The organism is Flavobacterium sp. CFBP9031, from assembly GCF_034044945.1.
Classification (GTDB): domain Bacteria; phylum Bacteroidota; class Bacteroidia; order Flavobacteriales; family Flavobacteriaceae; genus Flavobacterium.
Window position 1 is genome coordinate 142022 of the sequence record NZ_JAXCWF010000010.1, and the last position, 16359, is coordinate 158380.

Here is a 16359-nt window from a genome sequence, read left to right on the forward strand (position 1 = left end):
TTGAATTTTCTAGCTTTGTTCTTTTAGAAAATCATTCTCATGAAACTTTACCCAATAGAATCTGGAAATTTTAAGTTAGATGGAGGCGCAATGTTTGGCGTTGTTCCTAAAACAATTTGGAATAAAACAAATCCTGCCGATGCCAATAATCTTATCGATATTGCTGCACGCTGTTTATTGATCGAAGACGGAAATCGTCTTATTTTGATCGACACAGGAATGGGAGATAAACAATCAGAAAAATTCTTCGGGTACTATTCACTTTGGGGATCACATTCTTTAGATAAATCTCTGGCAAAATATGGTTTCAATCGAGATGATATCACCGACGTTTTTATGACGCATCTTCATTTTGATCATTGCGGAGGAAGTGTACAATGGAATTCCGATAAAACAGGTTACGAGCCAGCTTTTAAAAATGCTAAATTCTGGACCAACGAAAACCATTGGGAATGGGCGACAAAACCCAACGCTAGAGAAAAAGCCTCTTTCTTGTCTGAAAATATTTTGCCAATGCAGGAAAGCGGTCAATTGAATTTTATTGAGAGACCAGAATCTGATTTTGGCTTTTCAAAAGAACTTGGCTTTGATATTTATTATGTTGACGGTCATACTGAAAAACAAATGATTCCGTACATTAAATACCAAGATAAAACAATTGTTTTTTGTGCCGATTTATTGGCTACAGCTGGGCATATTCCGCTTCCGTATGTTATGGGATACGATACAAGACCTTTGCTGACAATGCCTGAGAAATCAAAATTCTTGAATTTGGCAGCAGATAACAATCATTATTTATTTTTAGAACATGATGCGCACAATCAGATTATAACTGTGGAACATACCGAAAAAGGCGTTCGACTAAAAGATGTTTTTACCTGCGAAGAAATTCTTTAATCGAAATAAATTAGATATAAAAAATCCCGCTTTCAACATTCTGAAAACGGGATTTTTAAATCAAATTAAATTCTAAACCTATTATTCTATTATTACTTTTTTCGCAGAAGCCGTGTCTCCATTGATTAAGTATATATAATAAATTCCTTTTGGCAGTCCAGATAAATTGATTGTATAATCTGTGTTTGCATTGTTTAAAGTAAAAGATTTTACTAATTGGCCTAATGAGTTGTAAACTGTTGCTTTGTCTAGGGCAATATTGTTTATGTTTAATTCTCCTTTTGTAGGGTTTGGATATATTGCTGCTTTAGAAAATACTGAATCTTCAACGCCTAATACAGAACAATTTAGAGAATAGACTGTCGAAGCATCTTTTTTATCTGCCCATGTTGTATTAGAAAAAGTCACATCATCGACCGTAATACAAGTTAAATTAGGGTTGTTGATAAAGGTTGTATATACAAGATCGAAATTATTGTTGTTTCCGTTTTTTAAATTCAGGGACTTTAGTTCATTGTCATTACACGATATTTCGTTAATTTTTGGATTTTTAGAAATATCTAAATCTGTAATCTTATTGAAATGACAGTTTAACATGTACAATTCTGGATTAAGTAATACATCAATGCTTGTCAATTCATTGTAATGGCACATCAGCTGTTCTAATAGAATGTTTTGAGAAACATTTAAAATTGAAATTTTATTTTGGTGACAAACTAAAGAAACTAATTTTTTATTGTCTGATACATCTAAACTTGTTAGTTCGTTAATTCCGCAATTTAAATCACTTAACTCTAGATTTTTATTGATGTTTAAACTTGTCAATTTATTGCTTCCACACCATAAACTTTTCAAAGCAAGATTTTTATCTACATTCAAAGCAGTTAACAGATTGCCTCCACAGTTTATGCTTTGCAATGCTAAATTGCTGTCGATATTTAAGGAAGTTATTTTGTTGGTATTAGTAGCTAATGCAGTTAATAATGTATTTGCAGTGACATTTAAACTAGTCAATGCATTTGAGGCACAATTTAATCGAGTAAGACTAGTGTTGTTAGAAATATCTAATGCCGTTAATTTATTTTTCTGACAATCTAAATTATCTAATGCTGTATTTGTATTTAAATCTAATGCAGTTAGTTGATTAGTGCCAAGATCTAAATAAGTCAATTTTGTATTTTTTGAAAGATTGACACTTGTTAGAGAATTTCGGCTTGCAATTAAAGTTTGTAAAGAGGTAAAGTTTTCAATTCCTGTCAAGTCTGAGATAGAACTTCTTGAAACATCCAAACTAGTTACTGATGAAATGCTTGAAGTCAAAACCTTTCCATCTGCAGTACCAGAATCTATGCCTAGGTCAATCAATTTATTTTCGAAATTTATGTCTGGAATAGATGTGTATTTGTCTATGACAGAAACATTGTCAATTAAAATTTGTGAAGAAGTTGTTCCTGTAACCCAAATCATAACTCCGATATTTCTAGAGGCAGTAGCTACATAGTCAAATTCAATTTTTCTCCATTGAGAGTTTGAAGTGGTATTGTCTGTAGTACCTGTAATTTTTGTCTGCCAAATATCAGAATCTATAAGCCTTAATTCGATAGAAGTAAAAGAACCAGAGGCTAATTTATGGTATGCTGTAACTCGATAAGTTTTACCAGTTTCTACAGGAAATTTGGTGTCAGTATAAAAATAATGAAACGTGCCACTTGTGATTTCCACCTTTGCACTTGAATTTCCATTTTGAGCATCAGAATCCTGATAAAGGAGGCCATTAGAATAGCGTCCCCATTGATTTGGTTGAGAGTAAGGTGTCCAGTTTTCGAAATCTCCATTCGGAACTAAGTTTGTTTGGGCATAAAAAGAAAAATTTGCCAATAATAGCAATAAAAGTAGTTTTGTCTTCATAGAATATATTTAGAATTAGGTCGCGCAATGGTACGTCTTTTTAACTGATAATATTTACGTGAACCCGTAAACGTTATATTATTTTTTTTACACTGCTAAGTAAATAGTAAACCAAAAGTATATTTATCCATAAACACTTATTGTTTTAACAAGAAAATATTTTCTATTAATATATTTTTGTAAGTTAATTTTTATATTTTAGCAAAATATAGCGGATACCGAAAAGCTAAAGAGTAGGCAAACAAAAATTTTATTAATTATGAATTTAGACGATTTTATTAAAAATGCTGATGAGTTAGGTGTTGTAGCACTTGAATCTGATCAATTGAAAGAAATTAATGGTGGAATAGGTGGGCCGGCTCCTAGAAAATATGATGTCGATCCTTTAGATTGGATTGAATATAATATACATTCTGAAGGTTGTTACTCATGTTGATTAATTTCTAACATTGAAAATCCGCTATAAAATGGCGGATTTTTTTATTGTATTTATTCAACTAGAAAATTGATGGCTAATAAAAAATAAATTTTTATGGATGAAATTTCTTTACTATTTAAATAATTAAGACTTAAAAACAACGGTATTTTCATAACACATTGTTAACAGTTAGCATTTTGTAACAAAAAAGCATAATTTAGACCCATCTTTTAACTTTACAATTATTTATAGATATATGAGTCATATAAAACCACTTAAATTATCTGCGTTTGCATTACTTGTTTTAGCAGGTTGTAATGCCACTTTACAAGCACAAACTTCAGTGCCAAAACAGCCAATTGTGGCTCCTTTAGCAGTAGTGAAAAAAGCTCCCGTTAGCGAAAATGAATTGAAGAGATGGAGTCATCTTGATTTGATAAAAGATTCTATTCCGGGAATGAGTGTAGACAGAGCTTTGACTGAATTACTGCAAGGTAAAAAAGGACAGAAAGTAATCGTAGGAATTGTAGATTCTGGTGTCGATATCGAGCACGAAGATCTTCAAGGAATGATTTGGACGAATAAAAAAGAAATTCCAGGAAACGGAATCGATGACGATAAAAACGGATTTATAGATGACGTTCACGGATGGAATTTCCTTGGAAATGCTGTTCATGAAAATCTAGAGATGACACGTATCGTGAAAAAAGCCGATGACGGTTCTCCAGAATATAAAGCAGCTTTAGCACAATATACAGAGAAGTATCAAGAAGCTCTTCAAAATAAAGGGCAAGCAGATCGTTTAATGGCTTTTCATAATACGATTAAAAAAGAGCTTAATAAAACGGATTATAAATTAGAAGATTTAAGTACAATTACTTCTGCAGATCCAAATGTTTTGGAAAGTAAAAGGGCTATGACTATGATTTTTACAAATGCAGGACCAACTTTTGATCCGGAGGCTCAATTTACAGAGTATAGCGATTATGTAGAAGAACAGTTAAAATATAATCTTAACAAAGATTATGACGGAAGAAAAATCGTAGGCGATAATCCAGAAGATATTAAAGATGCTTATTATGGAAATAATGTGGTTTTTGGTCCAGATAAAGAAAAAGCGCTTCACGGAACTCACGTAGCTGGAATTATTGCCCAAATTCGTGGTAATAATTTAGGTGGAGACGGAGTTGCTTCTCCAAATGTTGAAATTTTGACGGTTAGAGCCGTTCCAGATGGAGACGAATACGATAAAGATATTGCTTTGGCAATTCGTTATGCAGTAGACAATGGCGCTAAAGTAATCAATGGAAGTTTCGGAAAAAGTTTCTCTCCACACAAAGAGTGGGTTTACGACGCGATTAAATATGCAGCCAAAAAAGACGTTTTAATTGTGCATGCTGCAGGTAATGACGGTTACAATATCGATGAAACAAAAAACATCAATTATCCAAACGATTCTAAAGACAACGTAAAAGAATTTGCAGATAATGTAATTACAATTGGAGCGATTAATAAATCGTACGGAGAAAATGTTGTTGCTCCATTTTCAAACTTCGGAAAAATAAACGTAGACGTTTTTGCTCCAGGTGAAGAAATCTATGCAACAGTGCCAAACAACAAATACAAATACTTGCAAGGAACTTCAATGGCATCTCCAAATGCGGCGGGTGTTGCAGCTTTAATTCGTTCGTACTATCCAAAATTGAAAGCAGCTCAAGTTAAAAAGATTTTAATGGACTCTGGAGTAGCGCTTCCTTCAATGGTTGTTTTGGGCGAAAGTGAGAATCCAGATGAAAAACCAGTTGCGGTTTCTTCTGCAGAATCATCAAAAACAGCAAAGATGGTAAATGCTTATAATGCGTTATTAATGGCTGAAAAGATGTCTAAAAAATAAACAAGAATAAACGATTAATCCAATGGAAGGGCTAACGCTCTTCCATTTTCTATTACATATAAACATGCGAAAAATTATTTTACTTTCTTTCCTAAGCTTAGGTTTTAACTCGGCTTTTGCACAAAGCGCCCCATATTGGCAGCAGCACGCTGACTATAAAATGGAGGTTTCTATGGATGTAAAAAACTATCAGTACAAAGGAAAACAAGAATTGGTTTATACCAATAATTCTTCTGATACTTTAAAAAAAGTATTTTATCATTTATATCCAAACGCATTTCAACCAGGAAGCGAAATGGATGCGCGTCTTCATTTTATTAAAGATCCAGACGGAAGAATGGTAAACAAAGTAAAACAAGCTGACGGAAAAGAAGTAAAACAAAGCCGTATTGAAACTTTAAAACCAAATGAAGCTGGTTATTTAAAAATTACAAACTTTAAACAAGACGGTGCTGTTGCTCAAACAAGAGTTTCTGGAACGATCTTAGAAGTAACTTTGGCGAAACCAATCCTTCCAAATTCTAAAACGACTTTTACATTAGATTTTGACGGACAAGTTCCGGTTCAGATTCGTCGTTCTGGAAGAAACAATTCTGAAGGAGTAGAACTTTCTATGTCGCAATGGTATCCAAAATTAGCCGAATTTGATTTTGAAGGATGGCATGCAGATCCTTACATTGCAAGAGAATTTCACGGTGTTTGGGGTAATTTTGATGTAAAAATTACAATCGATAAAGAGTACACAATTGGTGGTTCTGGATATTTGCAAGACAAAAATTCGATCGGACATGGTTATCAAGATGCTGGTGTAACGGTTACTTATCCTAAAAAAGCAAAAACACTTACTTGGCATTTTATTGCGCCAAATGTTCACGATTTTACTTGGGCTGCCGATAAAGAATATACGCACGATATTGTAAAAGGACCAAACGATGTAGATTTGCATTTCTTCTACAAAAACAACGAAAAAACAACTGCAAACTGGAAACAGTTAGAGCCGTTAATGGTTAAAGTAATGGAATATTACAACCAGAGAGTTGGAGCGTATCCATATAAGCAATACTCATTTATTCAAGGTGGAGACGGTGGAATGGAGTACGCAATGTGTACTTTAATGCTAGGAAACGGCACTCTTGAAGGAATTCTAGGAACAGCTACACACGAATTAGGGCACTCTTGGTTCCAACATATTTTGGCTTCAAACGAGTCAAAACACCCTTGGATGGACGAAGGTTTTACAACTTACATCGAAGACAGTGCTTTGAATGAATTAAAAGGAGACAAAAAAGAAGTAAATCCTTTTGTAGGAAATTATAAAGCATATTACAGTTTAGTAAATTCTGGTAAAGAACAGCCACAAACTACGCACGGAGATCGTTACGATGAAAACCGTCCGTATAGTATTTCTTCTTATATTAAAGGAAGTCTTTTCCTTTCTCAATTAGAATATATAATCGGAAAAGAAAATGTTGATGCAACTTTAAAAAGATATTTCAACGATTTCAAATTCAAACACCCAACGCCAAACGACATCAAAAGAACAGCTGAAAGAGTTTCTGGAGCTGAGTTAGATTGGTATTTGATTGATTGGACACAAACTACAAATACGATCGACTACGGAATTAAAGACGTTGTTGACAATGCTGGAAAAACAACCGTTTCTTTAGAAAGAATTGGAAGAATGCCAATGCCAATTGACTTGAAAGTGGATTACACAGACGGAACATCTGAAACATTCTACATTCCATTAAGAATGATGAATTTCATTAAACCAAATCCAAACCCGAACGAGAAAAGAACAGTTCTAGAAGACTGGGCTTGGGCACAGCAAAACTATAGTTTTACAATTGACAAAAACAAAACGGCAATCAAAAAAATCACTATCGATCCAAGCGGATTAATGGCTGATGTAAAACAAACAAATAATGTTTTTGAAGTGAAGTAAAGATTCTATATTTTCAAATAGAAAAAATCCAAAGCAGTTTCTGGCTTTGGATTTTTTTTTGCTTTATAAATTTAAAAGAGTTGTAATTTTGATACAATAGTAATCTTGTAGATTGAAATATTTAAATCAAAAAAGGATGACAGAATACGAGTTTTTAATCAAGCATTTGCAAGACCGAATAGAACTTTCTGACGAAGAGGCCAATCAATTTGTTTCTAATTTTAAAATAAAAAAGATAAAGAAACGGCAGTTTATAGTGCAGCCAGATTTTGTGGCTCAACATAGAAACTATGTGGTCGAAGGTGCTTTAAGAGCGTATGTGGTAAATGATGAAGGTCAGGAACATACGATTGCCTTTGCTATTGAAGATTGGTGGATTTCTGACTATAATAGTTACATTTATCAGCAACCAGCTACGATGTTTGTTATGGCTTTAGAAGATGCTGTTTTGCTGCAAATAGATTTCGAAACGGAAGCGAAATTAAAAGGGGCTAATCCAAAATTTGAAACTTTTTTTCGTATTACAGCAGAACGTACGGCTGCATTTTTTCAACGAAGAATTATTACAAATCTCACTTCTTCGGCAGAAGAGCGTTATGAGAAATTTATAAATCAATTCCCTTTAATCGCAAATCGGGTACCTCAATATGCTTTGGCTTCTTATTTGGGAATGACAACAGAATTTCTTTCAAAAATAAAAAACAATAAATTGAAAAAATAAACTTGAACTAGTTCAACCTTATTTCATAATCCACTTCATTTTATAGCTCTTTAGCTTGTCTGAACTTTGTAAAACAATTTTAAATACAAAGAAAATGACAGCAAATAAAAATACAGCATTGGTTGTTGGCGCAAATGGCGTTATCGGTGCAAATCTTATAGAATATCTTTTATCTACTAACAATTGGGATATTATTGGATTATCCCGAAAAGGAGGCAATGATGCGCCTAATCTAAAATACATTTCAGTTGATTTGCTGGATACTGAAAACAGTAAGAAACAATTATCTGATCTTAAAAATATTACCCATATATTTTATACCGCTTATCAAGATCGTCCGTCATGGTCTGAACTTGTTGAGCCAAATCTAAACATGCTTAAAAATGTAGTTGAGATAATTGAACCAATATCTAAAGACTTACAGCATATTAGTTTGATGCAAGGTTATAAAGTTTATGGAGCTCATTTAGGGCCATTTAAAACTCCAGCCAAAGAAACAGATGCGGGACACATGCCTCCTGAATTTAACATGGATCAGCAGCAATATTTAGAAAAAAAGAAAGAAGGAAAAAAGTGGAATTGGAGTGCAATCCGTCCATCGGTTGTTGGCGGTACAGCAATAGGAAATCCAATGAATCTGGCACTTTTGATAGCTGTTTACGCATCAATTTCTAAAGAATTAAATATTCCGCTTAGATTTCCGGGGAAGGCAGGGGCGTACGATAAACTTATGGAAATGACTGATGCAGGGCTCTTAGCTAAAGCAACTGTTTGGGCAGCTACAAATTCGCAATGTGCCAATCAGGCTTTTAATATAACAAATGGCGATCTGTTTCGTTGGACAGAACTTTGGCCAAAAATTGCTTCTTATTTTGATATTCTTGTTGCACCTCCGCTTCAAATGGAATTAAAAACAGTTATGGCTGACAAAAAGGTTTTATGGGGAAATATTCAGGGAAAATACAATTTAGAAAAACACGATTATGAAAAATTAGCCAGTTGGAACTTTGGAGATTTTGTTTTTTCGTGGGATTATGATTTTTTTGCTGATGGAACCAAAGCAAGACGTTTGGGTTTTTATGAATTTATAGATACCGAAGAAATGTTTTTTAGTCTTTTTGATCAATTGCGTCAGAAAAAAATCATACCATAAATTTTTCCTTTAGACTACTTAAAAAAAAGCCCTTAAATCTAAATTTAAGGGCTTTTCTTTTATGTTCAAGTTTATTCCAAATTTCTAATTTTAGACCATTTTTATATCAGCAGCAACCTCTGGTTGTGCTTTTTTAAAAGGAACCCATTCTCTATAACTAGCAGATCTCCATAACCATTCAATTGGACCATAATTGTATTTTGAAAGCCACCATTTACTAATAAACAATTGAATGATAAAGATGAAAATAGCCAATAAAAAGTAAAACCAATACGGCATTGAATCTGCAATTCCGAATCCAATTCCAGAGAAAATAATACCGGCCAATATATTTTGGCTCATATAATTGGTCAATGTCATTTTTCCTCCTGCGCTAAAATAACTAAAAACCATTTTTAATTTGCCATTGACGTATAAAAGACAGATGCCAGTCGAGATAAAAATCATTGTACTTAACACTAACCAGTAAAGTGGGTGAAAGATTTTTAATAAAGGAGCTTTGTATATTATAGCAATATTAAACCCAATTCCGATAAGTATAGCAACAGCCAAACTAATGATGCACACAGATTTTAAAAGTGTCTTTAATTCTGTTAAGCGATTGAAGAAGTTTAGTTTTTGAAGCATAAATCCAAAAAGCATACAGCCCAACATTACATAATGAGCAGTAATCGCATAACCTGGAATTATAATTTGTTCGTAGAATGACGCAAGCAGATTAAATCTGAAAAAGTCAATCCAGTTTCCAGAATGATACAGTTTTAAATATTCTGGATTTGTTGCAATTGCAGGATGTTCAATTTTTAAACCATTTACATACGCCATTACAAAAGGAATTGTAAGTATAATTACGGCAGAAATAATGGCTAAGGTTTTGGCAGAACATCTGTAAAAAAGCAATAATACAAGTCCTAAAAAGGCATAATCTTTTAAAATGTCGCCAAGCCAAAAAGCAGAATTAATAAAGGCTAAAATAAATAGCAAAAACATTCGCCATGCAAAAAAAGCGACAGGATTTTTTCCTTTAGAAGCAACATTGTTAATCAAAATTGCAAATCCGTAGCCAAATAAAAGAGTTAATAATGTCCAAGATTTTGCCGCAAATAAATAGCGGTTAATAAATTGAAGAGTTTCAGAGAAAGCACTATGCTTAAGCTCTTTTTCTATACCGATGTATAGAAAATCCAGATAATTGCCAATGGCTACACCTAATATAGCCCAGCCCCGAAGAATGTCGACAATTGCAGTTCTTTTGCCTTGCTCGACAGGATGATAAGAATTTGTCATTTGATTGATGTTTTTGTTGTGATTTGATTGATGATTTTGGAATAAACTTGATTAATGTTTAACGTAATCAAATGTAGATAAATTATAGATTCAATATTTTTTCTTACAAATAAAATGTACAAAAAAACGCGTTATTTTTTAGAATAACGCGCTTTAAAATTTTATCGTTTCAGATTATGCCAAATGCTCCAGCATATCTTTAGTCATAGTTTCCAAATCAAATTTATGATTCCATCCCCAATCTTTCCTTGCTTCAGCATCGTCGATACTTGCGGGCCAGCTGTCTGCAATTTTCTGACGGAAATCTGGGTTATACGTAATTTCAAATTCAGGAATATGTTTTTTGATTTCTGCCGCAATTTCAGTGGGAGTAAAACTCATAGCAGCCAAATTGTATGAAGAATGTATTTTAATTTCTTCAGCTGGTGCTTTCATAATATTAATTGTCGCATCGATTGCATCATCCATATACATCATTGGCATTTTGGTTTCAGAAGACAAAAAGCATTCGTATTTTTTATCGGCAATGGCCTTGTAGAAAATATCAACTGCATAATCTGTAGTTCCGCCGCCTGGAGGAGTAGACCAGCTAATTAAACCTGGATAACGAATACTGCGAACATCTACACCATAAATATTATGGTAGTATTCGCACCATCTTTCGCCTGCCTGTTTACTAATTCCGTAAACTGTAGAAGGCTCCATTACGGTATATTGAGGCGTATTTTCTTTTGGAGTTGTTGGTCCAAAAACCGCAATACTCGACGGCCAGAAAATTTTCTGAATCTTTTTGGCTTTAGCTAAATTTAAAACATGAAAAAGTGAATTCATATTCAAATCCCAAGCAAAAGCTGGATTTTTTTCAGCAGTTGCCGATAAAAGTGCCGCCATTAGATAGACATCAGTAATTTTATGCACTTCTACCAAATGTTCGATCTGATTAAAATCTAAAGCATTGACCACTTCAAAAGGTCCCGAATTAACAACATCAGTATTTAATTTTCGAATATCAGAAGCGATAACATTCTCGGTTCCGTATATTTTGCGCAGTTTTTGCGTCAGTTCTGTTCCAATCTGACCGCAGGCGCCAATGATCAATATTTTAGGATTCATTTCATGATGATTTTTAGAGACACAAATATAACGTTTTCGCAATTACTTGCACTTTTTTGAATAATAAATTATAAATTCAATAATTTAAAAGTTTGTTTGTTATATTATTCTCTTTTAAGAGTGTGTCTTTGTGCCTTTTTAAGAATCCCATGAAAAAGCGCTATTTTATTGATATAATGATCAAATGATTTTTTTTAAAATTGATTTTCTGATAAGGATAAAAAGACGAAAAAATAACCTTGATTTATAGAATCTTTAGCAAAAAACAGAATTCGTAATTGTAAATTTACTTCGTAACTTTGCAGCCTAACATTTTAATAAATGAAATACAAAATATCTCTTTTTCTGCTTTTGACAACTGTGTTATTTTCTTGCCAAAATGAAAATGAAAAACGCCTTGCAGAAAATGCAAAAGAAGCAAAAAAGAAAGAAGCTATTTTTAACAACATAAATAAAGGTTGGACTTTTCTAGACGAACCCATTAATGAAATTTCAGAATCACAATTGAATTCATGGACAGAGTGGCGTGAATTTAATAAAGAAATTTCAGAAAAGCCTAGAAAGACAATTGGGGCATTTCAGAAAAAATCGGCTGCGATTTCTAAGAAAGCAATGGCTTTAAACAATAATATTCCGGCTCAATTTAATCAGCCACAGATCAAAAGCCGTATTTCTATTTTGATTACTAAAATTAAAATGCTGGATTTATTTATTCATTTGAGTACCATTCCAGATGATAAAGTGGTGTTTTTGATACAAGAAATCAATAAAGAGCTGATTTCTTTAGAAAGACAAATGGATAAAATTGTCGAAAAAGCCAAAATACCTAAAGAACAAGGAGAAGAAGATTTCCTTAGAATGTTAGACACAACACGCGCGATTCCGAGTTCGGCACCGCCTTTAGATAAAAATATACCAAAAGTTGAGTAAAAACGCCTTATATACAACCTACGATAATCTGCCAAAAGCCGAGCAGATTGCTAAAAGTTTACTGGAAGGAAATCAGGTAAAAATGAATATCAGCGGATTGTTGGGATCTGCTGTTTCTTTTATAATACGTTCTGTTTTCAGGAAAACCGAACTGCCTTTTCTAATTGTTTTAGACAATAAGGAAGAAGCGGCATATTACTTAAACGATCTGGAGCAAATGATTGGAGAACAAGATGTATTGTTTTATCCAGCATCATTTCGCCGTCCATATCAGATTGATGAAACAGACAACGCCAATGTGCTGCTTCGTGCTGAGGTTTTAAACCGCATTAATTCAAGAAAAAAACCAGCCGTAATTGTTACGTATCCTGAAGCACTTTTTGAAAAAGTTGTTACGAGAAAAGAACTCGATAAAAACACGTTAAAAGTGGCTTTAAACGATAAAATTTCGATCGATTTTATTAACGAAGTTTTATTTGAATACGAATTCAAAAGAGTAGATTTCATTACAGAACCTGGCGAATTTTCAGTTCGTGGGGGAATTGTCGATGTATTCTCTTTCTCAAATGATCATCCATACAGAATTGAGTTTTTTGGGAACGAAGTAGACAGCATCAGAACTTTTGATGTGGAAACGCAATTGTCTGTCGAAACACATAAAAAAATCACGATTATCCCAAATGTGGAGAACAAACTTTTTCAGGAAAACCGAGAAAGTTTCTTAGATTATATTGCCGAAAAAACAGTCCTTTTCATTCAAAATACTGACGGACTTTTTAGTCAGTTAGACAAACAATTTGCAAGAGCAGAAGAAGCTTTTGAGAAATTGTCGAAAGAAATAAAACATGCCACTCCGGAACAATTATTCTTAAATCAGGCTTCGTTTATTACACGCGCTTTAGATTTTTCGGTGGTAGAATTGGCCTCTAGACCGATTTTTAAAACAACTAAAAAATTCGAATTTCATATTCAGCCTCAGCCATCTTTCAATAAACAATTTGATTTATTGCTGAATAATCTGAGCGAAAATCATTTTAACGGATATGTCAATTATCTGTTTTGTTCGAATGATACGCAGGCAAAACGTTTTCACGATATTTTTGAAAGCTTAGATGAAGCTAATTCAGAAAACATCAGAAAGCAATATCATACCATTGTATTGCCTTTATACCAAGGTTTTATTGACGAAGAAAATCAGATTACGGCTTACACCGATCACCAGATTTTTGAGCGTTATCATAAATTCAACATTAAAAACGGATATTCTAAAAAGCAGAATATTACTTTAAAAGAATTAACCGCACTTTCTGTAGGCGATTATGTAACACACATTGATCACGGAATTGGAAAGTTTGGCGGTTTGCAAAAAATTCAGGTTGAAGGCAAAACGCAAGAGGCTATAAAACTGGTTTATGCCGATAATGATATTGTGTATGTGAGCATTCACTCGCTGCATAAAATTTCGAAATACAACGGAAAAGACGGAACGCCTCCGAAAATTTATAAACTGGGATCGAACGCTTGGAAGGTTTTAAAACAAAAGACCAAAGCGCGTGTAAAACATATTGCATTCAACTTGATTCAGCTTTATGCAAAACGCCGTTTAGAAAAAGGATTTCAGTTTGCGCCTGACAGTTATCTTCAAAACGAATTAGAAAGTTCGTTTATTTACGAAGATACACCAGATCAAACTAAATCGACGGCAGAAGTGAAAGCCGATATGGAAAGCGATCGCCCAATGGATCGTTTGGTTTGTGGTGATGTTGGTTTCGGAAAAACAGAGGTTGCGATTCGTGCTGCTTTTAAAGCGGTTGATAATAGTAAACAAGTTGCTGTTTTGGTTCCGACTACTATTTTAGCGTACCAGCATTATAGAACTTTTTCGGAACGATTAAAAGATATGCCGGTTACAATTGGTTACTTAAACCGATTTAGAACGGCAAAACAAAAAACGCAGACTTTAAAAGATTTAGCCGAAGGGAAACTAGATATCGTAATTGGAACACATCAATTGGTCAATAAAAATGTAGTTTTTAAAGATCTTGGTTTATTGATTGTCGATGAGGAACAAAAGTTTGGTGTAAACGTAAAAGATAAACTGAAAACCATTGCGGCCAATGTTGATACGTTGACTTTGACTGCAACGCCAATTCCGAGAACGCTTCAGTTTTCTTTGATGGCAGCTCGAGATTTATCGGTAATTACAACGCCTCCGCCAAACCGATATCCGATTGAAACGAATGTTGTTGGTTTTAATGAGGAAATTATTCGTGATGCGATTTCGTATGAAATTCAGAGAAACGGACAAGTTTTCTTCATTAATAACCGAATCGAAAACATAAAAGAAGTGGCAGGAATGATTCAGCGTTTGGTTCCAAATGCGAGAGTCGGAATTGGCCACGGACAAATGGATGGCGCTAAACTCGAAGAATTGATGTTAGGTTTCATGAACGGTGATTTTGATGTTTTGGTAGCAACCACCATTATCGAAAGCGGTTTGGATGTTCCAAATGCAAACACGATTTTCATTAATAATGCTAATAATTTCGGATTATCAGATTTGCATCAAATGCGCGGTCGAGTAGGGCGAAGCAACAAAAAAGCATTCTGTTATTTCATTTGTCCGCCGTATTCGTCAATGACCGAAGATGCCAGAAAACGTATTCAAGCATTGGAACAATTTAGCGAATTGGGAAGTGGTTTCAATATTGCCATGAAAGATTTGGAGATTCGTGGTGCTGGAGATTTATTGGGCGGAGAACAAAGCGGTTTCATTAACGAAATTGGTTTTGATACGTACCAGAAAATCATGAATGAAGCGATTGAAGAATTGAAGGAAAACGAATTCAAAGATTTGTATCCTGAAGAAAATGATATCGATACCAAAGAGTATGTAAAAGATATTCAAATCGATGCCGATTTCGAATTATTATTCCCAGATGAATATATCAATAACGTTTCAGAACGTTTGGTTTTATACAACGAATTAGGAGCAATAAAAGACGAAGCGGGCTTACAGGAATTCGAGAAAAAACTAATTGACCGTTTCGGGCCTTTGCCAAAACAAGCAACAGAATTGTTAAACAGCATTCGAATAAAATGGATTGCGACTAAAGTCGGAATCGAGAAATTGGTCTTGAAACAAGGCAAAATGATTGGTTATTTCGTATCCGATCAGCAATCAGATTATTACCAATCGGTGAAGTTTAGAAATGTTTTAAATTTTGTTCAAAAACATAGTAATCTTTGCAAAATGAAAGAAAAACAAACCGTAAACGGCTTACGTTTGTTATTGACTTTTGAAAATGTGAAGTCGATAAAACGTGCGCTGGAATTGATGGAGTTGTTTGAGGAGTAAAAATTTGCCACGAATTACCACTAATTTTAAAATTTACTTCGCGAAAATTGGTGTAATTCGTGGCGAACGAAATAAAAAAATTAAGTTTTCTTTATCTTTTATTTAAGAAAAACCTTAGAATTAAAAAGTTTTCTTTGAGCCAAAATTTTCAAAGACACTTTATATGCAGAATCAACTTCTTGTTCTTTTTTTACTTCTTGGATTTACCTCAATTTTCGCTCAGGGAAAAGATAGAATTATCTCTAATGATTCCTTAAAATCAGAAACAATCGATCCGCTTCGTCCAGCAAAAGCAGCTTTTTATTCTGCAGTTTTGCCTGGTTTAGGGCAGATTTATAATAAAAAATATTGGAAACTTCCTTTGGTATATGGTGCTATTGGCACGAGTGCTTATTTCTACATCGACAATCAGAAGAATTACAATCTTTATAGAAACGAATATAAAAATAGGCTTGAAGGTAAAAAAAGCGATTCGGAATTTTTAGCAGGATTAAGCGAAAGCCAGTTGATTACAGCTCAAAAAGGCTATCAAAGAAATAGAGATTTATCTGCTTTGTTTATGGTTGGTTTTTATGTCTTAAATATTATCGACGCTAACGTTGATGCTGCTTTATCTCAGTTTAATGTAAATGAGAATTTAGCTTTTAAACCCGCATTAAATAAAAATGAAATCACATCGGAGAATAATTTCGGATTTGCTCTGAATTATACATTTTAAAAAATAAAAAAAAGCGC

General features: G+C 33.7%; 12 protein-coding genes. 9 read left to right on the forward strand and 3 right to left on the reverse strand.

Annotation, left to right across the window (positions count from 1 at the left end; genetic code table 11):
- The first annotated feature begins 39 nt into the window (after positions 1-39).
- The gene (locus SOM12_RS17285; RefSeq protein ID WP_320494544.1) at positions 40-897 is read left to right on the forward strand and encodes an MBL fold metallo-hydrolase; all 858 of its coding nucleotides are present in this window, start codon (positions 40-42) and stop codon (positions 895-897) included.
- A gap of 81 nt (positions 898-978) precedes the next feature.
- On the opposite strand, the gene SOM12_RS17290 is transcribed toward SOM12_RS17285, so the two are convergent.
- Positions 979-2805 carry a T9SS type A sorting domain-containing protein gene (locus SOM12_RS17290; RefSeq protein WP_320494545.1) on the reverse strand — a complete coding sequence of 609 codons (1827 nt, stop codon included), beginning with the start codon at positions 2803-2805 and terminating at the stop codon, positions 979-981.
- A 259-nt stretch (positions 2806-3064) separates the two neighbouring features.
- Between SOM12_RS17290 and SOM12_RS17295 the strand changes: the two genes are divergently transcribed.
- The 5 genes from SOM12_RS17295 (at position 3065) to SOM12_RS17315 (ending at position 8936) form a co-directional block, all read left to right on the forward strand.
- Positions 3065-3241 carry a hypothetical protein gene (locus tag SOM12_RS17295; protein ID WP_172426692.1) on the forward strand — a complete coding sequence of 59 codons (177 nt, stop codon included), beginning with the start codon at positions 3065-3067 and terminating at the stop codon, positions 3239-3241.
- 238 nt (positions 3242-3479) lie between these two features.
- The gene (locus SOM12_RS17300) at positions 3480-5117 is read left to right on the forward strand and encodes a S8 family peptidase (RefSeq protein ID WP_320494548.1); all 1638 of its coding nucleotides are present in this window, start codon (positions 3480-3482) and stop codon (positions 5115-5117) included.
- A 64-nt stretch (positions 5118-5181) separates the two neighbouring features.
- Positions 5182-7062 (forward strand): M1 family metallopeptidase, encoded by a 1881-nt coding sequence (locus SOM12_RS17305; protein ID WP_320494549.1) that lies wholly within the window; start codon positions 5182-5184, stop codon positions 7060-7062.
- Between the two features lie 136 nt (positions 7063-7198).
- Positions 7199-7783, forward strand: coding sequence for a Crp/Fnr family transcriptional regulator (locus SOM12_RS17310; protein WP_320494551.1), 585 nt, complete (start codon positions 7199-7201; stop codon positions 7781-7783).
- A gap of 94 nt (positions 7784-7877) precedes the next feature.
- A complete protein-coding gene (locus SOM12_RS17315; protein ID WP_320494553.1) occupies positions 7878-8936 on the forward strand; it encodes an SDR family oxidoreductase in 1059 nt (352 codons plus the stop codon).
- Between the two features lie 90 nt (positions 8937-9026).
- On the opposite strand, the gene SOM12_RS17320 is transcribed toward SOM12_RS17315, so the two are convergent.
- On the reverse strand, positions 9027-10223 hold the full coding sequence (locus SOM12_RS17320; protein ID WP_320494555.1) for a DUF418 domain-containing protein: 1197 nt from the start codon (positions 10221-10223) through the stop codon (positions 9027-9029).
- A gap of 174 nt (positions 10224-10397) precedes the next feature.
- Positions 10398-11336 (reverse strand): L-threonine 3-dehydrogenase, encoded by a 939-nt coding sequence (locus tag SOM12_RS17325; protein WP_095929615.1) that lies wholly within the window; start codon positions 11334-11336, stop codon positions 10398-10400.
- Between the two features lie 321 nt (positions 11337-11657).
- Between SOM12_RS17325 and SOM12_RS17330 the strand changes: the two genes are divergently transcribed.
- The 3 genes from SOM12_RS17330 to SOM12_RS17340 all read left to right on the forward strand — a co-directional run bounded on the left by SOM12_RS17330 (position 11658) and on the right by SOM12_RS17340 (position 16342).
- Positions 11658-12266, forward strand: a complete 609-nt coding sequence (locus SOM12_RS17330; RefSeq protein ID WP_250834491.1) for a hypothetical protein — start codon at positions 11658-11660, stop codon at positions 12264-12266.
- Positions 12259-15624 (forward strand): transcription-repair coupling factor, encoded by a 3366-nt coding sequence (gene mfd / locus SOM12_RS17335; protein WP_320494557.1) that lies wholly within the window; start codon positions 12259-12261, stop codon positions 15622-15624. Before SOM12_RS17330 ends, mfd begins: the two co-directional genes overlap by 8 nt.
- A gap of 163 nt (positions 15625-15787) precedes the next feature.
- A complete protein-coding gene (locus SOM12_RS17340; RefSeq protein WP_320494559.1) occupies positions 15788-16342 on the forward strand; it encodes a DUF5683 domain-containing protein in 555 nt (184 codons plus the stop codon).
- Positions 16343-16359: the final 17 nt, after the last annotated feature.